This is a genomic window from Flammeovirga agarivorans, from assembly GCF_012641475.1.
Classification (GTDB): domain Bacteria; phylum Bacteroidota; class Bacteroidia; order Cytophagales; family Flammeovirgaceae; genus Flammeovirga; species Flammeovirga agarivorans.
The window spans coordinates 1089599-1116285 of record NZ_JABAIL010000001.1; the positions used below are offsets into that span (position 1 = coordinate 1089599).

Consider the following 26687-nt stretch of genomic DNA (forward strand, 5'->3'; position numbering starts at 1 on the left):
ATGGATATATTTAACCCATCAAATGGAATGGTTATCGCGACCGTTCAAGAAGATACAAGAGATATTTTATCAGATAAGTTAGACCATTTAAGAATAGGGCAAAAGGCATGGGCTAAAGTTTCTTTAGAAGAAAGGTTAGCAGTAATTGTCAAGTTTGGAGAATTGGTACAGGAGAACATTGAAGAATTAGCAAATACATTAACAGAAGAAACAGGAAAGCCAATTCAACAGTCTATCAATGAAATTGAGGGAGCAAATAATAGAATAGAACATTTAAAAAGAGATGCTCTGAAATATTTACAAGAAGAGATTATCGAAGATTTAGAAGGAACTTATGAAAAGATTGTTTACGAACCTTTAGGGGTTGTTGCCAACATTTCAGCTTGGAACTTTCCCTATAATGTAGGATATAATGTTTTTCTATACGCTTTAGTTGCAGGTAATGCTGTAGCTTATAAACCATCAGAATTTGCAACTCTTACCGGACTAAAAATTCAAGAGTATTTATACAAAGCAGGTTTACCTGAAGATGTTTTTCATTGTATGATCGGAGGTCCCAAAGTAGGAGAGTTTATCCTCCAAAATGATCTTAATGGTTATTTCTTCACCGGATCATATAAAGTAGGGTTACATGTAGCATTTAAGACTTTCCAAAAGCTTGTACCTATTCAATTAGAACTTGGAGGCAAAGATCCATTATATGTTATGGATGATGTTCAAGATATTCGTCAGGCGGCGATCAATGCGGCAGAAGGAGCTTTCTATAATAATGGTCAGAGTTGTTGTGCTGTGGAGAGAATTTATGTTCAGGAAAATATATATGATGAATTTGTAGATGCTTTTGTAGAGGAGGTTAAAAGTTATAAAGTGGGGGACCCTCAGGATAGGGAAACCTTTATAGGTCCATTAACACGAAAGGAGCAATTAACAGTGTTGGAAAAGCAAGTGGTTGATGCATTACATAAAGGAGCAAACCTACTGTTGGGAGGAAATCAACCTGAAGGTGAAGGTTATTACTTTTTACCGACCATATTTAAAAATACAAATCATGATATGTTGATAATGAAAGAAGAATCTTTTGGTCCTGTGATTGGCATACAAAAAGTATCTTCAGATGAAGAAGCCGTTGAACTCATGTCTGATACTAATTATGGATTAACTGCTGCAGTTTTTTCTACGAGTAAGGAAAGAGCAGATAATATCCTATCACAGATGAATACAGGAACTGTATATTGGAATTGCTGTGATCGGGTAAGTCCTAATGTTCCTTGGTCAGGAAGAAAAAATTCAGGACTTGGGTCAACTTTATCTTCACAAGGAATACGTACCTTTACACAACCTAAAGCTTATCAGTGGAGAAACCCCACATGATTTGAAAAATAGATAACTCATTATAAAATTATGTCATCAACAATTATCAACTTTAATAATCGAAGTGGCGAAAGCATCACTGCGGGTTTATCGTTGCCTGCAGATGAAAGACCAAAAGCATATGCAATTTTTGCGCATTGTTTTAATTTAATATCACATACAGCGGCTGTAAATAGTACAGTTAGAGCATTAAACCAAAAGGGAATTGCTGTATTCACCTTAGATTTTACAGGAGCAGATACTGATTTTCAATACCATGCTGCCTTAGAAGATTTATTAGACGCTGCAGAGTATTTAGAGAAGAATTATAGATCACCTCAAATGATTATTGGTCATTCATTAGCAGGTTTGGCTAGTATATTAGTGGCTAATAGAATTGCGAGTATTGAGGCTGTAGTGACTATTAGTGCTATTGCAAAAGCAAAAAGCATTACAAAATTAGTAGAGAGAAAGAGAAAAGGTTTAGCTGAGGTTACTTTGGGTGAAAATACTTTTGGAGTAAAAGAATCACTGATTGATCAATTAACATTCGCCAGTGTGAAGGAGGCAATTCATAAAATGAAACTTCCGATATTGGTATTTCATTCCCCTCAAGATAATATCGTTGATATTAATAATGCAGAGAAAATTTATAAGCTATCTTTTCACCCTAAGAGTTTTATTTCTTTAGATGGGGCTGATCACTTTCTTACCAATGTAGATAATGCTTATTATACAGGGGACATGATTGGTTCTTGGTCGGCAAGGTATGTGGAAATGGTGAAGGAAAACCCTTTAGTAACCCAACATCAAACGGCAGTGCGTATTGGTACAACAAAATACGTTACAGAAGTAAAAGCGGGTATACATCATCAAATTGCTGATGAACCTATTGAAGATGGAGGAAAAGACTTAGGTCCGAATCCATATCAATTTTTATTGGCAGGTCTAGGAGCATGTACTGCAATGACTTTACGTATGTATGCGAATCATAAGAAGTGGCCATTGGAAGAAGTGACTGTTCATTTAAATCATGAAAATGAATATTTGAAAGATGCGAATGAAATGAATAAAAGAACTGCTAAGCTGGATAAATTAGAAAGAGCAATTCAGGTGAAAGGGGACCTTACTGACCAACAAAGAGAAAGATTACTAGAAATTGCTAATAAGTGCCCTGTACATAGAACATTAGAAAATAATCCAATCATAACTACCAAATGGGTAGAAGAGTAAAGCAAAAGCTCCAATAATACTTTACAAATTATTGGAGCTTTTTTTATAAATTATTTTTTGTGCTAGGTCCTCCACCAATTTGAAATACAAACTGAATATATGGACTAAAGTAGTTGATTGGAGTTGATACTATGTGATCTTCAAAACCATCATCTAATAGACTTTGCCAGTAGTCATCCCAACCTTGTGTCGGATCTGTTTTATTTCCTATGTTTTGGTTATTTAGGTAGTTCATTTGTGATGAACCATTGAAGTTGCATCCTAGGTTAATAGAACACTTAGTATTCAATGAGACAGCTGCTCCAATTCCTATGGCATATCCTAAGCCATTGTCTTGATTGGTAATAACGTCCTTATGTGGAGGAATATCTACTAGATTAAATCTGAAATCACTTATATTTTCAATTCTTCTCCACCCCACTTTAAGGTCCAAATAGGGACGAATAAAAGAAGCCTTGAAAGGAGAAATTCTTGTAATCGCAGATATATTTAAAGAGTTGGAAGAAGACGAATGTTCGAAATGATTTTGTTGATCAACTTGTTGTTGTCTGTCGATAACAGCGTAGTTGATATCAATACCAATTAGAATAGGTGAGTTTTGCACTTGCTGCATAAAGTATGCTCCTAGTCCCCATTGGAAATTTTGTGATGTATAATTTGAGAATTGCCCAGTGCTTGAAACACCCATGGTAGAAATGCCCACTAAACTTTGAGCGTGTGTGGACTTTGAATAAAGGCAAGTTAGCAGTACTAGTATAAAATAAAATCTTTTCAAGGTGATAATAAAAATAGGTGTTCTTTATTAATACCATTACAAAGTTAATTATGGGTAAGTTTATAAAACAGAAAGAATCTTAATTTCACTGTAATGGTTCACCTAAAAATACAAAACTCCTACCAATTTCAAATGGTAGGAGTTTTTTAGTCTTATAATTTTACAACTACTTCGTTGATATCTTTTCTTACTTTCGCAAGATGTTGGTAGGCATCGTCCTCAGCTCTATAACCGATTGGAAGAATAACTGTTGATTTTAAGCCATGCTTATCTAAGCCTAAAACTTCATCAAACTTCTCAGGAACAAATCCTTCCATAGGCGTAGAATCTACTCCTAATTGTGCACAAGCAGCAAGTAAGTTTCCTAAAACAATATAAGCTTGCTTACTTACCCAAACATCTTTAGCCTCTGCAGGAAGAGTATTTACCGTATTTAGCATCATACCTTTGTAATCTGCTAAAGCTTCTTCTGGTAATTCTCTTGTAGTGGCTACATTTTTTACAAAAGCTTCAACGTCTTCTGCAGTTAAGTCAGCATCTCTAGCAATAACAATTAGGTGAGAAGCATCTGCTACTTGTTGTTGTCCCCAAGCATGCTCTACTAACTTTTGTCTAAGTTCTGGAGTTTCTACTAATACTAATTTCCAAGGTTGTAAACCATATGATGAAGCAGATAGGTTACCAGCTTCTAAGATAGTATTTACTGTAGCTTGATTGATTTTTTTTGATGCATCAAATTTCTTTGTTGCATATCTCCAATTTAGTGATTCAATTAAGTTCATTTTGAGTTAAATATATGTTTAAACAAATAATGTTGTAATGATAATTAAAAGTTTTGTGATCTTCAAGAAAAAATGGATTCTATCAGAACAATTTTCCAATTATTTCAGCAAATAATATTCCCCAATAATTAGCAACAGCATAACCTAAAGTTCCTGCTGTCATTCCTGATAAAATTACCTTTTTATTTTTTAATGAATTAGCGATTGGTCCAACAAAAGCAGGTCCATATAAACATGCTGTGGAAGTAATAATAAAAGTGTCAGTATCTATTTTGAAGATTTTTGCTAGAATTAGATGAATGATAATTCCTGTAAACATCACTACACCGGTGAAACCAATATATAGTGATCCACTATTTAATAATTCTTGGAAATTGGAAAGGCTACCCAATCCAATACAAAAGAGTAGAACAAAATATTCCCCAACTAAAAAACTTCCTCTTATATTTCTAATTTTTTGATTGAAAGAAACAGCTAAACTCACGGTAGTTACACCAAGAATGATAAATATTTCATCCATTTTATCGAATAGCAAAATAGAAATACCAACACATACGCCTAATATGAGGAGTGTCACCCCTATACTATAGGCAATACTTTTTGGATTGGGGCCTTTTAATGCCTCCACCTTTTCAAGATCATCACTTTCTTTACTTTCTGAAAAAGGAGGTAATATAAACCCAAATACTTTTTGAGCGATGGATAACAAGAATAGCATCCATAGCCCTCCAAGAACCATATCGGCAGTATTCATTAATATAAATGACTCATCATTAGCTTGTAAGGCTAGGCCTATAGCTGACATATTGGGTGTGCCTCCAATATATAATCCAATAGACATACCTGCTAGCTTATTGATTTCATCTAATTGATTATTGAATAAAGTATAGGCAACTGTTGCCCCTATTGTAATAGCGATAAGACATAACACAAATGAAAGTATAGTTTTTCTAGCTTCTACGGCCCATTTTTTTATATCTGATGATATTAATAAAAGACCTATTGATAAAGGCACTGCTGCTTCAACAAGTGATTTTGAAACTTGGGTATCAATTTCTATAAAAGAATTACCCATGATAATACCTGTTGCATAAGCAAGAATAACAGTACCAATTTTTTCAATCCAGGTAAATTTTCTAGCTCCAATAGTTAAGAAAATAGGAGCGATTAGCATAACTAATGCTTGTATCATAGCTGTTAATTAATTTAGCGAAGACCAAAGGTAATAAATATTAGGAGGTGTTAAAACGAAAAAAAGTCACCTCAAGGAGGTAACTTTTTAAGATGATAAATGTGATATATTTTGATTACTTTCTAATAACTCTAAAGATTTTTTCTTGATCCTTAGTGTTAACTTTTATAAGAAAGAGTCCACTAGTTAAGTTTTGGGTGTCGATACTTAGTGTGTAATTTCCGCTATTTGTATATTCGTTAACTTTGTGTTCTAAAATATTTCCTTGTACATCATATACATAGAAATCGATAAAGTCATTCTCTTGAAGTGTAACATCGAATTTCAAATCATGATGGAAAGGGTTCGGATAAGCATTACCGATATTACTGGTAAGTTGTGAGGCTAATCCTTTTTTAACCAACTTTCTTGAATTTGAAGCACCAAAGAAAGAATCATACGATGCCGCATATTCATAAGCTGTTGTTTTATCCCAGTTGATTGACCATGTCATCATTCCTCTTAACTCTGGGTAACCTTCACTTTTTACTAAGGTATAATCGCCTCCAAATGAAACACCATTGACCAAATAGTTTAGTGCTTTTTGAACTTCAGCTGGTGCAGTATAACCTCCAGCAGGAGCAGCAGGCTTATTGGCAGGTAGACCAATGGCAACTTGGTCTTCTCTAAAGGCAGGGAAGAAACCAGCTACACTTTTCGTTTCAAATCCTTGTAAAAGCATTTCTGTCATTGCGACAATAAAGTCAGCTGAACCTTGAGTGTAGGCTTTTCCATCTAAAGCACCTAGAGAACCTGTGTTATAAAGCTGCACATGAACATAATCTAATTGATCTCTTAGTGTATGTAATATCGGCAAATAACCACCCCAAGAACCACCATATGCAGTCTGACCTCCTTGAACATAAGCTGTTTCTGGTGCAGATGTTAGTAAGAATGAAGGGCCAAAGTGTGCTTTTATCGCTTGCATGCCTTCAATGAAATTGAGTACTCTTGGAGTAGTTGGGTTTCTAAAGTCATTGTCACCTGCATCTAATGTAAGTGATGAACCTTCTAAGTCAATATCCACTCCATCGAAACCGTAAGTTTCACAAAGACCAATCATAGATGTCACAAACTTCTGTTGTTCTTCTTCATTATCTAAATGAACAACTCCATTTGCTCCTCCAAGAGATAGTAATACCTTCTTGCCTAAGCTTTGTAGGTATTGTACGTCTTGTTTAAACTCCGCTCTTGAAACATCACTTGGTTCATTTTGGAAGTTATTGATATCAATTGGGTCAAAGATCATAGTGTTGTCAATATCTCTAATCTTTGGTTCTGCAAATGCAATACAAATCACATTGTAACGATCATCGACATCTTTTAATCGGATATAAGGTACACTCGCTAAATCCCAGTTGTGCCAGTATCCAACTAATACTTTATCTGTAAACGCTAAGTTCTCTTGGATTGTAATAGAAGAACTAACACTTGTTGTAAGATTTTCATTATCTGTTACAGTAATCGAAATGGTGTAATTTCCGAAACCAGAAGGTGTCCATGATGCAGTTGAAGTAGTAAAAGTTTGACCATCTACTTCAATTAAGTAACCGGTAATTGATCCATCAATATCAGAAGCATTTACTTCAATATTCACAGGACTTAATGACGTCTGTTTTATGATACTACCATCAGCAGGACTGAATGATGTAATTACAGGGTTTTGTGGTCCTGTTGGTTCTTCAACAGTTAAAGTAAAGCTATTGCTTGATGATTTTTTTCCATCATTTGCATTTACTGTAACATTATAACTTCCATATGTAGCTGGAGTCCATTCTGCAGTGAAATTAGCGTTGTTTTGTACAGTTGCTAATGTCTTACCATCAATTTCGAATGTAGCAGAGATAGGATCATTTTCGTTGTCAATAATACTAGCCGTTAGCTGAACAGGAATTAGACCTATGCTAGATTGGTTACTAACAGATATAACTGGCGCTTCATTAGTATCAACACATGGACCTAAAGGTTTCCAGAAATGATCCGCTTCACCAGGTGTTACATTATAAAGGTTATCATATAATGCTTCATATAAATCTCCATTATAAACCACTACATCTCCGATACTGTATACTGTTGGATAAGGAGCATATTCATTTGCACTACAGCCACTATCTACTTTTTCTTCTACTGTAACAACTATAGATGAAGTAGCTGTTAAACCATCATTGTCAGTAACAGAGGCGTTAATAGTGTAAGAACCAAAAGCAGAAGGTGTCCACTCAGCATTGGATGTAGTAAATATTTGTCCATCTACTTCAATACTTTGTGAAGCAATTGTGCCATCTACATCAGAAGCACTGATAGAGATTGAAATTGGAGAAAGTATAGTTTGTTGAATTACTTCTTGATCTGAAGGAGAATTAATACTAACTGTAGGAGCTACAGGTTGATTAGATGTGATAATTACATCAACTGAGGTCGAAGAAGTACTTCCTTTGTCATCTGTAGCAGTAGCAGTAATTGTGAATGTACCAGCACTAGAAGGAGTCCAATCTGCAGTTCCATTATTAAATGAATTTCCATCAACACTAATTGATACTGAAGCAATAGTACCATCATTATCTGAGGAAGTGGTATTGATCTGTATCGAAGAAGTTTCCTCTAATATAAATGATGCGTTGTTCGAAGGAGATGTAATTGAAATACTTGGAGCCTGATTAGCATCACAAACGCCAATCTCTTCCCAAGGTCCCCATTGTGAACCTGGTGTATCTCCTTTAGTCCACCATTTGTTACGGTATAGGACACCATTATAAACAACCTGTGTACCATTAGTTGCATACGTGGCAGTATTATCCCAAGTAGGTATACCATCACATGTTGAAATTGTAGTAGCGTTTTCGTAAGGTGTTGCCCATCCGAATGAAAAGGACATAAAAAGGCACACCGTCACTAAGAGTAAATGTCTTAATCTCATAACTAGTTTTAAGTGTTGTTTTGTAAAAAATATATGTCACGTTTGTCTGACTGAAGGTTTTACAATCAACGTACTTAAAAACTATAAATGCGAACTTTTAAGGGGTGCAATTAGTGGTACAAGACCATAAAGCAAGGGGTACAAAGTCTAAGACGAGAATAGATGGCTAGGGTACAGGGAATTGAAAATAGTAGTTTTTTGTATTCTAAAAGGTAATAGATAGGGGTACAAAGGTATATTATTATTCCATTTCAAGCTTTCTTCTCTGAATAAACATCCTCAAAGCATTTACTTTATTGTAAATCGCTTTTTTCTTCACCTCAAGCTTCTCAATACTTGTCTCTATCTCCTTACTGGAGGCGATGTTAGAATTGATTTGCTCAACTAGTGAATCAACATTATTTTTTGAATGTTGTTCTTTCATAGTTCTACAGTAATTTATTTTGACATGATGATCAATTACAAATAACGGTGGTTTATTTCAATTTGGGTATTAATAAAGGGTAATGCTTGTTAATCATAATGTAATAAAATTAAATTTGATGACGGTCATCATCAAAAAATACATTAAAATATTATTTAAGTGAAAAAGTTGATTTATTAACATTTAAATCGGTTGCGCTATGTTTGGTAATCTATGTAATCATTAGAAAATAGAATCGAATATTTTCGACTAGAAAATTTTTTCAATAAAAAAGGCTGCTCTATATTTGAATAGAACAGCCCAATATTTAAACTCTTATTTAGAGTTACTTTTTCTTTGCCCAAGAATCTTTCAATCCTACAGTTTTATTAAAGATCATGTTATCTGTTGTAGATTCTTGATCTAAAATAAAGTAACCTAAGCGTTGGAATTGGAAGTTATCTCCTGCATTATTTTCTTTTAATGAAGGCTCTACTTTACATCCTTCAATTACTTGTAAAGAATCTGGGTTTAAGAAAGTTTTGAAATCAATACTTTCTTTAGTTTCAGGGTCCTTACGAGCATCAGGAGCTTCATCAGAGAATAAACGATCATAGAGGTTTACTTTCGCATCAATGGCATGCTCAGCTGATACCCAGTGCAAAGTACCTTTTACTTTACGTTTCGATTCTTCTGTGCCACTTCCAGATCTTGATAGAGGGTCATATGTACAGTGAATTTCTGTAATATTCCCATCCGCATCTTTTACGCAGCTTTCTCCTTTAATGATATAAGCATTCTTTAAACGTACTTCTTTACCTAAAGTAAGTCTGAAGAATTTACGATTAGCAGATTCTTTAAAGTCTTCTCTCTCGATGTAAAGTTCTTTAGAGAATGGTAACTGACGAGAACCTGAATTTTCATCTTCAGGATTATTCTCAGCCTCTAGCCATTCTGTTTTCCCTTCTTCGTAATTATCAATTACAAGTTTAATCGGGTCTAAAACAGCCATTACTCTTGGAGCAGTCTTGTTAAGGTCTTCACGAACAGCAAATTCAAGCAATGACACATCAATGACATTATCACGCTTAGTAATACCTACTGTTTCAGCAAAGTTTCTGATAGAAGCAGGTGTATAACCTCTTCTTCTTAAACCAGAAATTGTTGGCATCCTTGGATCGTCCCATCCATTAACTACACCTTCTTCAACTAATTGTAATAGTTTACGCTTAGACATTACAGTGTAGTTCAAGTTTAATCTTGAAAATTCTGTTTGTTCTGGACGAATACGATCAGAAGTGGCAATTTGATCTAAGAACCAATTATAAAGAGGTCTGTGAACTTCAAACTCTGTAGTACATAAAGAGTTTGTAATACCTTCAATATAATCAGATTGACCATGAGCCCAATCGTACATAGGATAGATACACCATTTATCTCCTGTTCTGTGGTGAGCTTTTTTGATGATTCTATATAAGAATGGGTCACGTAGGTGCATGTTGGAATTGGCCATGTCGATTTTTGCTCTAAGTACTCTTGAGCCTTCCTCAAATTTGCCTTCCTTCATACCTTCGAACAACTCCAAGTTTTCTTCTACAGAACGATCTCTAAATGGAGAGTTTGTACCAGGAGTAGTAGGAGTACCTTTTTGCGAGGCAATTACATCAGCAGTTTGATCATCAACATAAGCTTTACCATCCTTGATAAGTTGGATTGCCCAATCGTATAATTGATCAAAGTAATCGGATGTGAACTTAGGCTCACCTGCCCATTCATAGCCTAACCATTCAATATCTTTCTTAATTGCATCAACATATTCTTGGTCTTCTTTTGTTGGGTTGGTATCATCAAAACGTAAGTTTGTACCAGCACCTTCAAAATCTTTTGAAAGACCAAAGTTTAAACAAATAGACTTGGCATGACCAATATGAAGATAGCCATTTGGTTCAGGTGGAAAACGGAATAATAATTTCCCTCCATTTTTACCTGATTTTAACTCATCAGTGATTTTCTCACGGATAAAGTCTAATCTTTTCTCTGATTTATTTTCTTCCATCACTACAATGAAATTAAAGATCACAATTAAGATAACTTGATACTACCTTAATTAGTGATATGTAATTAATTATTTTCTTTTAATTTGTTGATTGCTTCAACAGCAATTTTAATGCGGTTGGCCACTTCTTTTGGACCAAGAATCTCTTGCATAATCATTAGATCAGGACCTCCGCCTTTTCCAGATAATGCAACACGAAGAGCAGGCATTACTTTACCAAGCGGCATTTCGTGTTTCTCTAAGATTCCCATAAATGCATCTTTTGCTTCATCAGCAGTAAATGCATCTTTGCTTTCTAAGCTTTCTGCATAATCAAGAAGTACGCTTACACCCTCAGGTTTCCACTTTTTCTTGACAGTTTTAGCATCATATTCTGTTGGTATTTCGTAGAAGAAACGACCATCTCTCCAAATCTCATGAGGGAATGTAACACGCTCTTTTAATTGATTCGCAACTAAAGCTGCTTTCTCAGGAGTAGACTCAACACCGTCAGCTTTCATATCAGCTAATAAGTAAGACGCTAATTCTTCATCTGATTTTTCTTTAAGGTACTGTTGGTTATACCATTTTGCCTTATCGATATCAAAACGAGTACCTGCTTTTGTTACTCTTTCCATTGTGAACTCATCAATAAGTTCTTGCATGCTGAAGAATTCTCTTTCATCACCAGGGTTCCAGCCTAAGAAAGCTAAGAAGTTGATGAAAGCATCATTTAAGTAACCATCTTGTTTAAAGCCTCTTGAAATTTCGCCAGAGGCAGGGTCTTTCCATTCTAATGGGAATACTGCAAAGCCCATTTTATCACCATCACGTTTACTTAGTTTACCATTACCATCAGGTTTTAATAATAAAGGTAAGTGAGCAAAGCGAGGCATAGTATCTTCCCAACCTAAATATCTATAAAGCAAAACATGTAAAGGTGCAGAAGGTAACCACTCTTCACCTCTAATAACATGTGTAATACCCATTAAATGATCATCAACAACATTTGCCAAGTGATATGTTGGCATGCCGTCAGATTTCATTAAGATTTTATCATCGATTGTATGAGAATGTACCATTACCCAACCACGAACCATATCGTTTAAGCGGATTTCTTCTTTACGAGGAACCTTTAAACGAATAACATAAGGATCGCCATTTTCGATACGTTGTTTTACCTCATCAGCACTTAGTGTTAATGAGTTGGTCATTTGCATACGCGTCATAGAGTTATACTGTGGTGTATTTACTCTTGCTTGCTTTAAGCGTTCGCGCATTGCTTCTAACTCTTCTGGAGTATCAAATGCATAATAAGCAAGGTCGTTTTGTACTAATTTCTCAGCGTATTCCTTGTAAGTTTCTTTACGCTCAGACTGTCGATAAGGTCCACATTCTCCAGGTTTCCAAGGAGCCTCATCGGCAATAATACCTGCCCACTCTAAGCTTTCCTTAATATAATTTTCAGCACCTTCCACAAAACGAGTCTGGTCTGTATCTTCGATACGTACTAAGAAATCGCCACCATTGTGTTTAGCGAATAAATAATTAAATAAGGCTGTACGGACACCTCCAATATGAAGAGGTCCGGTTGGGCTCGGAGCAAAACGTACTCTTACTTTATTTTCCATTTTATATGTGTAAAAATTTTTATTTTTCTTAGTCTGCAAACTTAATCAAATCATTCAATAAAAGTTTATGATAATACTGCGAACTTTTAAGAATATGGACGGATTTAAGATCATTATAGAATCTTTTTATTTCCTGTAGGATGAAATCATTGGAAATTGTATATTTAATTTCCCTTTTATCCGTTATCCTAATCAACTATTTATTCACAGTCAGCTATCGACAGTGATAAGGAATCAAACGTAATTTTAATAACCACAAACAATTATTCTCTGATTTATTTATATGGGACATATTTTCGACCGACTTGTTTCAGAAGTGAAAGCTTTGCAGCAATCTTCTGCCCAATTTCATATTGAAGACTCATTTACTAGTATAGCCAACTTCTTGATGAACGATGTTGTTTTAAGAGCAGGAATAAACAATTATAGATTAGTAGAAATAGAGTTTTATTATTTCAGTGATCAACATCAAGATCCTTATGTACACAAACACGAAGCGCAAAAAACTTTAGGTAGGTGGTACATACATGGAGCTGGTCTTGATATTACTTTTGGTACTATGGACTTCTATGGAGGAATCTTAATTCGAGGAGTACAAAGAAGAGGAGATAAGCAATTTATTAGTGGTCCACTGAATGTTGCCTCAGAAGTGATTCATCATTTAGGAGGAGTAGAAGATCAAGAGATTCATTTCGGTTTAAAAGAATATGATTTACCTCAAGAGCAAATCGCATCGTCAAGGCGAGTGGGGTTAAATCCAAGAAAAAATGATGGAGAGCTGTATGTCAATCGCCCTTATAGATATATTAGTTGTATAAGTTCTAAACATCCATTTAAGCAGAAAAAACAAGTAGCCTTAGATCTAAATGGAAATATGCCAAAAGAAGAAGTGAATAAGATCTTTGGGTATAAAATCGTTTAGTAGGTAGGTAAGTATCATTATAAAAGAAAAAAGATGACCCTTTTGAGAGTCATCTTTTTTATGAGGTGAATATCGATTAATTAGCATCATATGCCCACTTAAGATAGATAGCTCCCCAAGTGAAACCACCACCAAAAGCAGCCAATACTAAATTGTCTCCTTTCTTAAATTTTTTCTCGAAATCCCAAAGGCATAAAGGAATAGTAGCACCCGTTGTGTTTCCATATTTCTCAATATTGATACAAACTTTGTCACTTTCCACACCCATTCTTTTGGCTGTAGCATCGATGATACGTAAGTTGGCTTGATGCGGTACCAAGTAGGCCACATCTTCGGCGGTTAAGCTATTACGCTCCATAATACTTGCAGCTGCAGAAGACATGTTAGTCACAGCATGCTTAAAAACGGACTTGCCATCTTGATGGAAATAATGTCCTTCTTCAGTCACCACTTCTTTAGTGAATGGGTATGCTGACCCTCTTTTCACATGTAGTAGCTCTTTTCCGGACCCATCAGAATGCATTACTGTGTCAATAACTCCAAATTCCTCGCTAGGTTCAATCAATACTGCAGCGGCACCATCACCAAAAAGAATACAAGAATTTCTATCCTTATAATCAATCACTGACGACATTTTATCAGCACCAACAACTACGATTTTTTTATAGTTGCCTGATTTGATAAAGTTAGATGCCATTTCTAGAGCATAAATAAAACCCGAACAAGCTGCTGAAATATCAAAGCTCATCGCTTTGCTTCCGATTGCATCACATACCAAATTCGCTGTAGAGATAAATCCCATATCAGGTGTCGAAGTGGCACAAATGACTAAATCGATTTCAGAACCACTAATTCCAGCTTTCTCTAAAAGAGAGTTAACGGCGTTAGTTGCTAATGTTGAAGTTCCTTTAGTCTGGTCTTTTAAGATACGTCTTTCTTTGATACCGGTGCGGGTCGTAATCCATTCGTCACTTGTTTCCACTAATTTTTCCAAATCGTGGTTTGTCAGTTTGTCTTCAGGTACCCATCCGGCAACAGCTGTTATTGCAGCGTATATAGGACTCATATCTTGGTAACTTTTATGATAATTGTGTGTAAATACTTGGTGTAATTGAGTAATACGTAAAGCAATACCCTATTAATTCGGTACAAAACAAATAAAATTATCTGATTAACAAAAATCTAGATTTATTTAGGGAGATAAATTTAGAAATTATAATTAATAGGGGGCTTTTTTGCCATTAATAAAAAAGGTACAAAGTAGAATATTCTAAATTGTACCTTTTGAAGAATTATTAAAAACAATGTAAACTACGCCTTTGGAAGGTCAAAGTTGATAGGATCTTCCACTTTTGTTTTTAATAATGCGATGTCTAATACTTCTTTTGCATCTTTAACAAAATGAAGCTTAAGACCTTCTGTATATTTTGAAGGGATGTCTTTAACATCTCTTTCGTTTCTTTCAGAGAAAATAATCTCCTTAATACCAGCTCGTTTTGCTGCTAATAATTTTTCTTTGATACCACCAACAGGAAGAACTTTACCTCTTAAAGTGATCTCCCCAGTCATTGCAATCTTTGCTTTCACTTTTCTTTGTGTGAAAATTGAAACCATTGAAGTTAGCATTGTAATACCTGCAGAAGGGCCATCTTTTGGTACAGCACCGGCAGGAACGTGGATGTGTAAATCGTAATTTTCGAAGATTCTGTAGTCGATACCAAACTTATCAGCATGTGCTTTTAACCATGAGAAAGCAGTAGTAGCCGACTCCTTCATAACATCGCCAAGTTGACCAGAAAGTGTTAATCTTCCTTTTCCACGGTTAAGTGAACTTTCAATAAATAGAATTTCACCACCTACTTGTGTCCATGCTAAACCGGTAACAACACCAGCGTATTCATTATCAGAATAAGTTTCTCTTTCAAATACAGGAGCACCTAAAAACTCAATAATTTGATCAGGACCAATACTCTTTTGGTACTCTTCTTCTAAAGCTACAGACTTTGCAACTTTACGAACGACAGAACCGATAGTTCTTTCAAGTCCACGTACACCAGATTCTCTAGTGTAATTCTCAATTAAGAACTTAAGCCCTTTAGCAGAAAACGTGAAATCTTTCGCTTTTAAACCATGCTCAGTTCTTTGCTTAGGAATTAAATGCTTTTTAGCAATTTCTTCTTTTTCTTCAAAAGTATAACCAGTAATCTCAATGATTTCCATACGGTCTCGTAAAGCGGGTTGTATGGTATCTAATGAGTTGGCTGTTGCGATAAACAATACTTTAGAAAGGTCATATTCCACTTCTAAATAGTTATCTACAAACGTACTGTTTTGCTCTGGGTCTAGTACTTCCAAGAATGCAGAAGAAGGGTCCCCTCTAAAGTCGCTACCAATCTTATCAATTTCATCCAAAATAAATACAGGGTTTGATACTCCTGCTTTTTTAATACTTTGAAGAATTTTACCAGGCATAGCACCTACATAAGTTTTTCTGTGACCTCTGATCTCAGTTTCATCATGTAAACCACCTAATGAAATACGGTTGTATTCTCTACCCAATGATTTGGCAATTGACTTACCTAATGAAGTTTTACCAACACCCGGAGGGCCATATAAACATAAGATAGGACCTTTAATATCTTTCTTAAGTTTTAATACAGCTAAATATTCTAAAATACGCTCTTTTACTTTCTCAAGACCTTGGTGGTCTTTATCAAGAATTTTTTGAGCATTCTTTAAATCAAAGTGGTCTTCAGTAACTGCATCCCATGGTAAATCCAATAAGAATTCACAGTAATTCATCAATACTGCGAAATCAGCAGCGGCAGGGTTTGAACGCTGAAGTTTTGCTAATTCTTTGAAGAAATGTTCTTTGATATTTTCAGGCCATTGCTTTTTCTCAGCTTTTGCCTTCATTTCAGCGATTTCTTCATCAGGACCATCTACTCCAAGTTCAGTTTGAAGTACCTTCATTTGCTGACGCAAATAGTAGTCTCTTTGCTGTTGGTCAATGTCAAAATTGGTTTTACCCGCAATTTCGTTTTTGATCTCTAAAAGACTAATTTCTTTTTGCATCAACTTAAGTAGTTTTTCCACTTTAAGTTTACCATTTGATACTTTAAGTATCTTCATCTTTTCATTTACATCTGAATTGATGTTGGTAGCAATAAAGTTGGCTAAAAACTCAAGTCCTTGAATATTTTCTAAAGCATGTGATGCTTCTTGAGGGATATCTCTATTTAAGCTTAAGATTTGATAAGCAACATCTTTCAATGAAGACTCTAAAGCAATCTCTTCGTTCTTTTTGATCTTAGAGAAATCTTCTTCAATAACTTCAACAGTTGCTTTCATATAAGGCTCTTCAGCAGTTACCTCTTTTAAAGAGATTTTCTTTCTACTCTGAGCAATAATGGTTGAATTACCATCTGGCAATTCTAATATTTTTACAATCTGTACAAGAGTACCAAATTTGTGCATATCCTTAGCAGAAGGATCTTCTACTGAAGCATCTTTCTGAGCAATACAAGCAATGAATTTCTTATTTTCGTAAGCTTCAGTGACTAATTTGGAAGACTTTTCTCTACCGATTGTAATTGGTATTAAGACATTAGGAAACAATACCATATTGCGTAAAGGCAATACGGGTACATCAATTTCACTAATGTCATCTAAATTATATTTATCCTCTTCTCCAGAAATAACAGAGATGATGGCGTCATTATTTATATTAGATAATAGCCCTTGGGCTAATGTGTCTTTTGTTCTCATATTGAGTTTGTCTGATCTATTTTGAAATAACAAAAAGCTATTTCAGTCCATATTTAGTTACAATAATGTACCCAAATTCAGAAAACTGACATATTTTCATGAATTACTGACAAACATGACAGAATTGTGGTTTAATCTTTGTAAATACTTCTTGGATGAATTTTCGGTACGTTTTTATATTTTTTTTCAAGTATTAACGTTGTTTTTTATAGAAGAGATCATCTTTTTTCAATCTTATTCATTCTTTTTATGAATTTGATCGGAAATTTTATACTTGTTTCTTTTGAGACTGTAAAATAAACTATGAATATCATCTTCAAAAAAGAAGGCCTATATATACTATTACTCTTAACTATCATTCTTTCTGCTCCTGTTTTCGGACAAAAAAAGAAATCAAGAAAGGAAAAGAAGAAAACAGAACAAGAACAATCACAGCCTGAAAGCGGTTTAAGTCTAACGGATTTTAAACCGACTAAGATTAATAGTGTCGTAAAATTACCTGGACTTAAGTTCCCCAATATTAATAGGGTGAAATATTTCAGGGATGGTGGAATGTTGGCTCAAATCTCAAGACTTGAAAGAAATAAGCAGTGGGATGAATACAGAACAGTGCTGTATAAATATGTGACTTCTTTTGGTATTGAAAACTTCCTCCAAAAAGAGGATATGGATCTAATGTGGAGACTTGCCAATGTGTCAGAATACCTAGGAGATAGAGCTTTAGCGAAAGAAACTTACCGATTAGTACTTAGACATTATAGAGGAGACGTAACAAAAGCAATTCAGCATTATGAGGAATTAGCCCTTTTTGATAAACCCCTTTATGCCAATATAGAAGACTATTATAGATTAGTAGAAAAAAGAGCACTAATCGATACACTCACTCCTCCTGAAGATGTTCTTATCGATATGGGCCCGGAAGTGAATTCACAATTTTCGGATTATGGAATGACACTTGGAGGTGAAAATGAAAGTGAACTTCTTTTCACTAGTAACCGAAGTGGAAGAGATACATCTGCTTTTAATCAGCAGTTTAATCCAAAACATGCTAACGAAGATATTTATATCTCACATAAGACTGATTTTGATATGTGGGGTATAGCTGAACCTTTCGAAGAAATCAATACAAATTATAATGAAGGTTCTCCTTATCTATCTAAAGATGGGAATACACTTTATTTTATTCGTTGTATGACTCCTGATGGATATGGCGATTGTGATATCTATTATTCTAAAAAACAGGAAGATGGAACTTGGGGAGAAGCTGTAAATATTGGCAACAAAATTAATTCTTATGCTTGGGATTCTCACCCTTCATTATCGATAACTGAAGATACATTATACTTTGCTTCTGACCGTAAAGGCGGATTTGGTAATAGTGATATTTACTTTAGTGTGAAAGATAGTAATGGACACTGGGGGAAAGCTAGAAATATTGGTCCTTTTATAAATTCTAGGGGTAGTGAGATTAGTCCTCACCCACATGCAAAATACCCGGTGCTTTATTTCTCCTCATCAATAGGAGTAGTAAGTTTTGGTGGTTTTGATATATATAAATCATTTATTATTGATGGTGAGTTCTCAGAACCAAAAAATGTAGGTCCTTTAGTAAACGGGCCTGGTGATGAATATTATTTTGCTATCGACGCAGCCGCCAAGCAATTGTATTATGCAAAATCTCCGGTAAAAGGAAGCCCAAACTTAGACCTTCAGTCATTCCCATTACCAATGGAAGCGAAACCTAACAATACAGTAAGGTTTTCTGGTAGGGTGGTAGAACCAACAACAGGTGAAGTTTTTAAAGGGGTGGTTACTATTATCGATTTATCAGATAGAGTCGAAGTAGCACCAAAGAAAATTAGAGATGATGGGTCATTTGACTTTGAATTAGTCAATGAGAAAAAATATTTATTAGTAATTGAAGGAGATAATTTCTTCCAAATTGAGGAAATTTTCTTCGTTGAAGGTGATAAACACGTACAAATTCCTGCTATTTCAGTGAATAGCTCATTATCTTTTGCTTCAATTGATTTTGATCCAGGAAGTGCAACACTAAAACCAGAGATGGAGAACAATCTACACTTAGTGATAGAGTTTTTAGTGAAGCATATTAATTACCGATTAGTGGTAACAGGCCACACCGATTCAGATGGTAAATCTGAAGATAATTTAAAGCTATCTAAAGCAAGGGCCGAATCTATCAAAGAGTTTATCATTAATTATGGTGAGTTGGATGATAATAGAGTAATTGCTGATGGCAAGGGAGATAACGATCCTATTGTTGTTCATCCTGAAACTGAAGAAGAAAAACGACTCAATAGAAGAGTAGAATTCAAGATCTTCTTAGACGAATACCGCATTTCAGTACCGGTAAATGACTAATATAAAGTTTGATATGGTTCCTTAATTTTTTGGAAACTTGCTTCTAACAAAGCATATTTGAGGAAGGATGAAAATCTGAACATATAGACATATAATAATCATATACTAATCGACTGTTAAAATTTATGGAAAATGTAATGGCTATTTCTTCGCAAGAAGCAATGGAACTAGAGAAAAAGTATGGGGCAAACAACTATGCTCCAATTCCAGTAGTTCTATCGAAAGGCGAAGGGGTTTTTGTATGGGATATTGAAGGAAAAAGGTATTACGATTTTCTTTCTGCTTACTCTGCAGTAAACCAAGGACACGTACACCCACGTATTTTAAAAGTCATGATCGAACAAGCATCGAAATTGACACTAACTTCAAGAGCTTTTTATTCTGACCAGTTAGGTCTTGCTGAGAAAATGCTTTGCGAAACTTTCGGTTTTGAAAGAGCTATCTTGATGAATACAGGTGCAGAAGGTAACGAAACAGCTATTAAATTAGCTCGTAAGTGGGGATATGAGAAAAAGGGTATCCCAGCAAATGAGGCGATTATTGTAGGTGTAGAGAAAAACTTCCATGGAAGAACAACTACAATCATTTCAGCATCTACTGACCCTGTTGCTACAACTAACTTTGGTCCGTTTATGCCAGGATTCGAAATCGTACCTTACAATGACTTAAAAGCATTGGAAGAAGTATTGAAAAATCCTAACGTAGCAGGTTTATGGTTAGAGCCAATTCAGGGAGAAGCGGGTGTTTATGTTCCTGAAGATGGATATTTAAAAGCAGCTCAGGAGTTGTGTAAAAAACACAATGTTTTATTCATGGTGGATGAAGTTCAAACAGGTGTGGGTAGAACAGGTAAACTGTTAGCTTCAGACTATGATGAAATTACTCCAGATATGGTGATCCTTGGAAAAGCAATTTCTGGTGGTTTCTATCCAGTTTCTGCTGTACTTACATCATCAGAAGTGATGGATGTATTCAATCCAGGTGAACATGGTTCTACTTACGGTGGTAACCCTCTAGGTTGTGCAGTTATGATGGAAGCATTAACTGTGCTGAAAGAGGAGAAAATGATGGAGAACGCGTTTAGATTAGGTGAGATCTTTAGACAAAAAATGTCTGACTTATGTGAGAAGACAGATCTTTTAACAGGAGTTAGAGGTAAAGGTCTATTAAACGCTCTTCTAGTAAACGATACTGAGGAGTCTTCTACGGCTACTCAAATCTGTTATAAATTGAAAGATCATGGTTTATTAGCCAAACCAACTCATGGTAATATTATTCGTTTTGCCCCTCCTTTAGTTATTACTGAAGAGCAATTAAACGAATGTGTAGATATCATTACTGAAGTGGTTTTAAACTTTAGTAATTAGTAGAATTAAGTTCATTTTTACTTAGTTCTGAATAGAAAAAGGAGTAGTCCATTTGTTTGGGCTACTCCTTTTTATTTGTCTGATTTTTTCTTTTAGATGTTTAGTTGATTTCAATACTAAGGTTGTTGTTTCGTTGCAGCAATAACAATTTCTCTAACATTAACACCTTGTGGCTGATTGAAAGCATACCAAATTGCATTTGCAATATCTTCGGGTTTTAAAACACCTCCCATTTCTTCTTTCCAAGACTCATAGCCATCTTTAATATCTTGGTTGGTTGTGTGTGATAACAATTCAGTTTCTACAGCACCAGGGGCAATAGTAACCATTCTTACGTTGTCTAATGCCGCTTCTTCTCTTGCATTTTCTGTGATTGCATGAACACCGAATTTAGTACCACAATAAGCAGCATGGTTACCAAACGTTTTTCTACCAGCAATAGAACTTACGTTAATAATAGTTCCACTTTTTCTGGCTCTCATTTGAGGTAACACAATTTGCATCCCGTTCAATACACCCATAATGTTTACATCAAACATTGTTTTCCACTCTTGAGGGTTTTGAATAGCAATATCACCTAACAGCATAACCCCTGCATTATTTATAATGGCCTCCGCTTCTCCAAATTTACCTTCTGCTTCTCTTACTGCAGTAAGAAAGGCTTTATGATCTGTTACGTCTACTTTTTTACATAGCGTATTTGGAAGGTCTAGCGCCTCAATTTTTTCAACTCTTCGTCCGATAAGTAATAAAGGAAATCCGTTTTCAGAAAATAACTTAGCAGTTGCAGCTCCAATGCCTGAACTAGCACCAGTAATAATAACAAGTCCTTTTTTTGATGATTCCATAATGAGATCTATTAGATTTATTTATGATTATAATTTATGCTTTTTATGTGGTTGCAAAGGTATTTTCCTTGATTCTTACATCAAAATACTATTTTTGTATAGTTATTATAAGAAATAATTATGGATGAAAGATTACTTAGGTTTTTTGTAGCAGTTTATGAAGAGAAAAACCTTTCTAGAGCAGCAGAAAAGTGTTTTGTTTCTCAGCCCAATATCTCTAATGGAATTAAAACGTTAGAAGAATTATTAAATAAAGAATTATTTATCAGACACAAGAAAGGTGTAACCGTAAAGGAAGAAGGCCATTTGTTGTATCCAATTGCTAAACGTATTCTAGGGGAGTTAAATGCTTTACCCGAGATGTTCCAGAAAAGTGAATTTACCCAAAAAGTAGTGATTGGGGTAGCTGACAGTTTACCCCAGGAATTAAAGAAGCATTTTTTCAGAACAATAACCGAAGAAGTACCTAATATTGAATGGGATATTCGTCCTATGGATAGATCATGTGAAATAAACTTATTAGTGAGAGAATGGAAGTTTGAAGAACATCTCTTTTTGCCTCTTTGGAAAGAAGATTATGTACTTTGTATTCCTAATAATCATCCACTTTGTGAGAAGGAATTGATCGAAATAACAGATTTAGAAGGTGTGCCTTTTATCCATTGTCCTCCCTGTGAAGCACATCAACAAAGTCTCTCAATACTTAATGATCTAGGCGGGAAGTGGAAAACAGTAGCAAATTGTGCTACAAAAAATGATGTACTTACTTTATTGATAGCTGGTTTGGGAATTACCTTTTTGCCGGAGTCTTTTGTGAGAGAATGGGATGGATTTCAAATCAAATCGTATAATGGTCCTATGTCTTATCGAGAGGTTGGCTTATCTTATCCAAAAGATAGTCTTAGTAACCCGGCAATAGCCTCAATAGTAAGTATTTTCTCTAATCAGGATGGACTCTAATCACTAGATTGTTTTCTTTTTTGAAATAGCGAAACTAATGAAACAAAAGCCCATACCCCTTCTAATACAATAAATGGGATGTAATTCATGAGTACGGAAGCAGTACATGCTAAAGATGCACCAAAGAAATTAAGGAGCTTAAAAGTAAGACTATCCTTGTCTAAAGTTCCTGTAATATTAAGAACATAGGCCAGTAAGATTTGAAAAACACCTATTGATCCTATCCAGTCTGTTAAATTCATATTAAATAGTTTTTGGTCTGTTAAAGTTGATTAGTAAGTTAATCAAAATGTATAAAAAAACGTTCTCTAATTACTTCTTATAAATTAGAGAACGTTTCGATTGTAGGTATACCTGATATTACAATACTTCGTTGCCTTCTTCGTCTACAGGATAAGGGATGTAAACAAAGTTGACAAATTCATCATCAATAACGAATAAGCAACAAAACTCTTCAGGATTTTTATATGACTTTTTGAATTCTTCGTATTTTTCTACTAGGATCAATTCTTTTTGTAAAAATTCTTCAGCATAAGAAACACCATAGTTCCATTCTAAGAACTCTTTTTGTTGAGGACCAACAATATGTTGCCCAACTTGTAATGCTTCTTTAGAAACAGGGAATATCGGGTATTTAGAGAAGTTTCGTTTTCTCACTTGATAAGAAGCTTCTTTTAATACTGAATACACTTTAATAAAATCTTTAGTGATAGTACCTAAGTATTTTCCTTGACTATTTAATTCCGGAGTATTTTGCATAATAATCTTAATATTTAATACAAAGGTCTAAATCTCATAACAGATTACAAAGTCTTATTAATGAATCTTACCAAATTGAAAATATAAAAGGCCGTCTTTTTCGGACGGCCTAATATAATCGTTTGTTGAAAGCTAGTTAGTCTAGTTTAATTATAGTGTTTTTTTCGGAAGAATAGTAGTAGGTGAAACTGTAATCACTCTACTCTTATTACCATATTTATCGAAAGCTGCGAACTGCATAGGTTTGTCTAACTTGACTGCATGTGTATATTCTGGTGAATTCTCATCTAAAGATTCTTCAGAAGAAGCATAGCGAATGGTTAATCCAGGGTAAGCAATATTAGCTTCCACTTCGCCCTTGTTTACTTGAAGCCCTACAGGAGGAATTCTATAATTTCTGCCCCAAGATGCTAATCTATTCATGTCTCGTTGACCAATAGTATTGGCGAAAACATTCCACTTTGCATCTAGGTTTTTCTCAATTACTTTTCCAGTTTCATTTCCTTTTACAACTGAAGGAACCCAAGCTCTATGTGCCAATGCAATTAGTTTAGGATAGATCATGTATTCTAATCTATCGCTAGATTTTAGTGTTTCAGACCACATTGCACCTTGAATACCTTTTATATGTGAAAGCCCTTTCTTTGTAAGCTTCTCTTTATCTTTTAATTCTTCAACAGTTACTTTTCCACCTGTTCTTAATTTATGATCAATTGAGAAGAAGTGAGTAGGCAAATAATTGAAGACATTTCTTGTATCGTTATAATCACCCCAGTAGAACCCTGGCTCGTCCACTTCCTTAGTGTATGCCATGTCTAAGTATAAACTTGATACTGATGTTAGAATCACATCGTAACCTTCATTGGCTCTTTTGTAACCGAAATCTTCCGTTCCTGTTCCCCAAGAGTTGTCCCAAGCATTAAGTGTTAAGTTGTTTGGAGACATCCCTTCAGCATGGTGAAGAATATCATCCCAAAGTTGAAGTTTTACATTATTCTTCTTCGCTAAGTTGGCTACTCTAACAGCATAATATCCTTTTAGAGCCTCAATATCTTTTAGCTTGTTTTCTTTCATAAATTCAGCACAAAGTGGTGATTTTTCCCAAACACCATGCGCTACTTCATCACCACCAAAGTGAATAGTTTGTAAAGGAACACCAGCCTTTTTATATAACTTTTGGAACTCTAGTACTAAAGCATCCATAAAGTTGTAAGAAGATTCCTGACAAGGACAAATAGTGTTATCATCAAATCCTTGAACTGAAGAATATTCTGATTTGTCATTAGGATCATTCAATAAGAATTCATTAGCCTCAGCATTTGATTTGCCTTCTTTCTTAAGTTTTTCAGCTCTGTAAGCCATTGCGTTGATAGCAATTCTAGCATGACCAGGCATATCTACTTCAGGAATAACTTCAATATTTCTAGCCTGAGCGTATTGAAGTATTTCGATATAATCTTGAGTTGTATAATAACCGTTTGAAACACCTTCTGTTCCTTTTGGACCAGATCCATAAGATGGAATAGTAGCATATGGTGAGTCTGGATGCTTTCTTGATGATCCAATCTCTATTAACTCAGGAAATCTCTCTAATTCAATTCTCCAACCTTCATCGTCTGTGATATGGAAGTGTAATGTATTCATCTTATAGAATCCCATTATATCCAATAAATGAAGGATAGTTTCTTTTGTTTGGAAATTTCTTGCAACATCAATCATGAAACCTCTATACCCAAAACGTGGAGCATCTTGAATTCTAGTCTCAGTAACGATTGATGATTCACCTTTTACAGGGAAAAGTGCTCTTAACGATTGGATACCGTAAACAATACCTTTTGAAGAGCCAAGAATTTGAACACCATTCTTAGAAATATTTAAAGTATATGCTTCATCACTGTTAGAGAAGCTTGCTTTTTTATTACTAAGAACTATTGAAGTAGCTGTACCAGTTGCTTTTTCAACAACTTTTAAATCTTTGTTGAAAGCTTCTTTATAGTATGCTTTTAATAATTGAGCTTGCTTTTGTGTAGATGCATCAGCAACAATTTCAGTGAATTGTGCTAAATCTACTTTGCCTTTCCCATCACTAACTTTTAATGGAGTAGGGATGATTTTACTTTTTGTATTTAGAGCAACCTTAGTTAATTGTTTGTTTTTATCATATCTGATGAATTCATTTTCAATTTCGTAAGTATCATCATCAGACATTTTTGCCATTTCTGGAGTCATTAGACCGTAAGAAACAGATGGCTCATAAAATTCTTTTTTTCCTTCTTTATCAAAAATAAAGTAGAAACCATTCGCTTGGTCTGAGTATTTGATTACTGGACTATTGGTATATAGATCTAATACAAGGCTATCTCCTTTAGTAAGGCCTTGGAATTTATCTGAAGGTGTGATCTCAAAGAAATCACCGTTAATTCTTTTAATGATTACCTCGTCGCCAATGGCATTGATGTTAACTTGCGTACATGGCTTGTTATTGAAATAAAGTGCCCAGCCTTTTTTGTTAAGGTCTATCCCCCCTATGTTTTTGATTGTCAATGTTGCCAAAGACTCATGTTGCTCATTTGCTTCGTTAGCTTTTTGTTGCCAGTGAATGGCAATGTCCTTTTTGGTACTGTCTTTTGAACCCATGCAAGATGCAAGTCCAATAAGAAGTAGAGGTAGATATGTAAATAATTTGTTCATAATATATATGTAGATCGAATCTTAGTCGAGTTTAATTATATCGATATACATGCAATCTACTTTTTGATAAGTGTATAATGAAAACTTTTAGCTGAGAGACATATTTTTCCGGCTAAACGACATCAATATTCTGTTTAGTGTCGAAAATGCACTATATACTTAAAAGGTCTATTGGTTTTGAAAAGTTCAACCCGTTTTAGTTTATTAAGATGGTCTTAGTTTTCTCAGTAAAATTTAATTCATGTACCAAAATTAAAGGTTTATGGAATGCGTTTTATTGAGGTTTATCATCTAAAAGGTAGTTTAACAAATATATAGTATACCTTACTGGGAAGATGATAAATATAAATAACAGGGTGAAAATGGCGTAAAAGGTTGAGTTCTTTACGGAATGATTATCCTGTAAATCATCATGTAGATCTATCAAACCTGAATGCCGCATAAAGCTATATTGTTGTATTATTTCTTCATCATTAATCAATTCTTCATTTGTAGAAAATTTTGCATTGGTTACATTTTTTGGTTTTTCGGTGGAGAAATAGCCTTTTTCAAAAGGTATCAAACCTATGAGCAAGAACATTATAGTAAGTGTGATATACTGTAGCTCTCGAAATATAAAGTTATTCATTGTAT

At 34.7% G+C, this 26687-nt stretch carries 20 protein-coding genes; 6 read left to right on the top strand and 14 right to left on the bottom strand.

From position 1 onward, the window contains the following. Together HGP29_RS04470 and HGP29_RS04475 are read left to right on the top strand one after the other, a co-directional pair. Positions 1 to 1371 (top strand): aldehyde dehydrogenase family protein, encoded by a 1371-nt coding sequence (locus HGP29_RS04470; protein ID WP_168881145.1) that lies wholly within the window; start codon positions 1 to 3, stop codon positions 1369 to 1371. Between the two features lie 30 nt (positions 1372 to 1401). After that, a complete protein-coding gene (locus HGP29_RS04475; RefSeq protein ID WP_168881146.1) occupies positions 1402 to 2583 on the top strand; it encodes a bifunctional alpha/beta hydrolase/OsmC family protein in 1182 nt (393 codons plus the stop codon). A gap of 43 nt (positions 2584 to 2626) precedes the next feature. Here HGP29_RS04475 and HGP29_RS04480 read toward each other — a convergent pair whose 3' ends face one another. From HGP29_RS04480 to gltX, 7 genes are all read right to left on the bottom strand, one after another. After that, a complete protein-coding gene (locus tag HGP29_RS04480; RefSeq protein ID WP_168881147.1) occupies positions 2627 to 3271 on the bottom strand; it encodes a hypothetical protein in 645 nt (214 codons plus the stop codon). Positions 3272 to 3510: 239 nt separating this feature from the next. Continuing rightward, entirely contained in the window at positions 3511 to 4140 is a 630-nt protein-coding gene (locus HGP29_RS04485) for an NAD(P)H-dependent oxidoreductase (RefSeq protein WP_168881148.1), read from the bottom strand. Between the two features lie 82 nt (positions 4141 to 4222). Then, a complete protein-coding gene (locus HGP29_RS04490) occupies positions 4223 to 5332 on the bottom strand; it encodes a DUF819 family protein (protein ID WP_168881149.1) in 1110 nt (369 codons plus the stop codon). Between the two features lie 115 nt (positions 5333 to 5447). Next, positions 5448 to 8246 (bottom strand): Ig-like domain-containing protein, encoded by a 2799-nt coding sequence (locus tag HGP29_RS04495; protein ID WP_211093197.1) that lies wholly within the window; start codon positions 8244 to 8246, stop codon positions 5448 to 5450. Positions 8247 to 8529: 283 nt separating this feature from the next. Beyond that, a complete protein-coding gene (locus HGP29_RS04500) occupies positions 8530 to 8712 on the bottom strand; it encodes a hypothetical protein (protein WP_168881151.1) in 183 nt (60 codons plus the stop codon). A gap of 325 nt (positions 8713 to 9037) precedes the next feature. Next, a complete protein-coding gene (locus tag HGP29_RS04505) occupies positions 9038 to 10747 on the bottom strand; it encodes a glutamine--tRNA ligase/YqeY domain fusion protein (protein WP_168881152.1) in 1710 nt (569 codons plus the stop codon). Positions 10748 to 10812: 65 nt separating this feature from the next. Next, complete coding sequence (gene gltX / locus HGP29_RS04510) at positions 10813 to 12357, bottom strand: glutamate--tRNA ligase (RefSeq protein WP_168881153.1); 1545 nt, start codon at positions 12355 to 12357, stop codon at positions 10813 to 10815. A gap of 283 nt (positions 12358 to 12640) precedes the next feature. Here gltX and HGP29_RS04515 point away from each other — a divergent pair, with 283 nt between their 5' ends. Further along, entirely contained in the window at positions 12641 to 13279 is a 639-nt protein-coding gene (locus tag HGP29_RS04515; RefSeq protein WP_168881154.1) for a hypothetical protein, read from the top strand. A 76-nt stretch (positions 13280 to 13355) separates the two neighbouring features. Here the strand turns inward: HGP29_RS04515 and HGP29_RS04520 are convergent, their stop codons facing one another. Then, the gene (locus HGP29_RS04520) at positions 13356 to 14345 is read right to left on the bottom strand and encodes a beta-ketoacyl-ACP synthase III (RefSeq protein ID WP_168881155.1); all 990 of its coding nucleotides are present in this window, start codon (positions 14343 to 14345) and stop codon (positions 13356 to 13358) included. Positions 14346 to 14590: 245 nt separating this feature from the next. Further along, positions 14591 to 17047, bottom strand: a complete 2457-nt coding sequence (gene lon, locus HGP29_RS04525) for an endopeptidase La (protein WP_168881156.1) — start codon at positions 17045 to 17047, stop codon at positions 14591 to 14593. A gap of 303 nt (positions 17048 to 17350) precedes the next feature. On the opposite strand from lon, the gene HGP29_RS04530 reads away from it, so the two are divergent. Beyond that, a complete protein-coding gene (locus HGP29_RS04530; RefSeq protein WP_168881157.1) occupies positions 17351 to 19429 on the top strand; it encodes an OmpA family protein in 2079 nt (692 codons plus the stop codon). Positions 19430 to 19554: 125 nt separating this feature from the next. After that, complete coding sequence (gene rocD / locus HGP29_RS04535; protein ID WP_235958254.1) at positions 19555 to 20796, top strand: ornithine--oxo-acid transaminase; 1242 nt, start codon at positions 19555 to 19557, stop codon at positions 20794 to 20796. 116 nt (positions 20797 to 20912) lie between these two features. Here rocD and HGP29_RS04540 read toward each other — a convergent pair whose 3' ends face one another. Then, a complete protein-coding gene (locus HGP29_RS04540; protein WP_168881158.1) occupies positions 20913 to 21644 on the bottom strand; it encodes an SDR family oxidoreductase in 732 nt (243 codons plus the stop codon). Positions 21645 to 21764: 120 nt separating this feature from the next. Between HGP29_RS04540 and HGP29_RS04545 the strand changes: the two genes are divergently transcribed. Beyond that, a complete protein-coding gene (locus HGP29_RS04545) occupies positions 21765 to 22604 on the top strand; it encodes a LysR family transcriptional regulator (RefSeq protein WP_168881159.1) in 840 nt (279 codons plus the stop codon). On the opposite strand, the gene HGP29_RS04550 is transcribed toward HGP29_RS04545, so the two are convergent. The 4 genes from HGP29_RS04550 to HGP29_RS04565 all read right to left on the bottom strand — a co-directional run bounded on the left by HGP29_RS04550 (position 22601) and on the right by HGP29_RS04565 (position 26682). Next, positions 22601 to 22846 carry a CBU_0592 family membrane protein gene (locus HGP29_RS04550; RefSeq protein ID WP_168881160.1) on the bottom strand — a complete coding sequence of 82 codons (246 nt, stop codon included), beginning with the start codon at positions 22844 to 22846 and terminating at the stop codon, positions 22601 to 22603. The two genes, HGP29_RS04545 and HGP29_RS04550, sit on opposite strands and share 4 nt — an antisense overlap. 118 nt (positions 22847 to 22964) lie before the next feature. After that, a complete protein-coding gene (locus tag HGP29_RS04555; RefSeq protein ID WP_168881161.1) occupies positions 22965 to 23363 on the bottom strand; it encodes a hypothetical protein in 399 nt (132 codons plus the stop codon). Between the two features lie 150 nt (positions 23364 to 23513). Continuing rightward, a complete protein-coding gene (locus HGP29_RS04560; RefSeq protein ID WP_168881162.1) occupies positions 23514 to 26054 on the bottom strand; it encodes a family 20 glycosylhydrolase in 2541 nt (846 codons plus the stop codon). A 274-nt stretch (positions 26055 to 26328) separates the two neighbouring features. Continuing rightward, positions 26329 to 26682 carry a hypothetical protein gene (locus HGP29_RS04565; protein ID WP_168881163.1) on the bottom strand — a complete coding sequence of 118 codons (354 nt, stop codon included), beginning with the start codon at positions 26680 to 26682 and terminating at the stop codon, positions 26329 to 26331. Positions 26683 to 26687 lie beyond the last annotated feature (5 nt).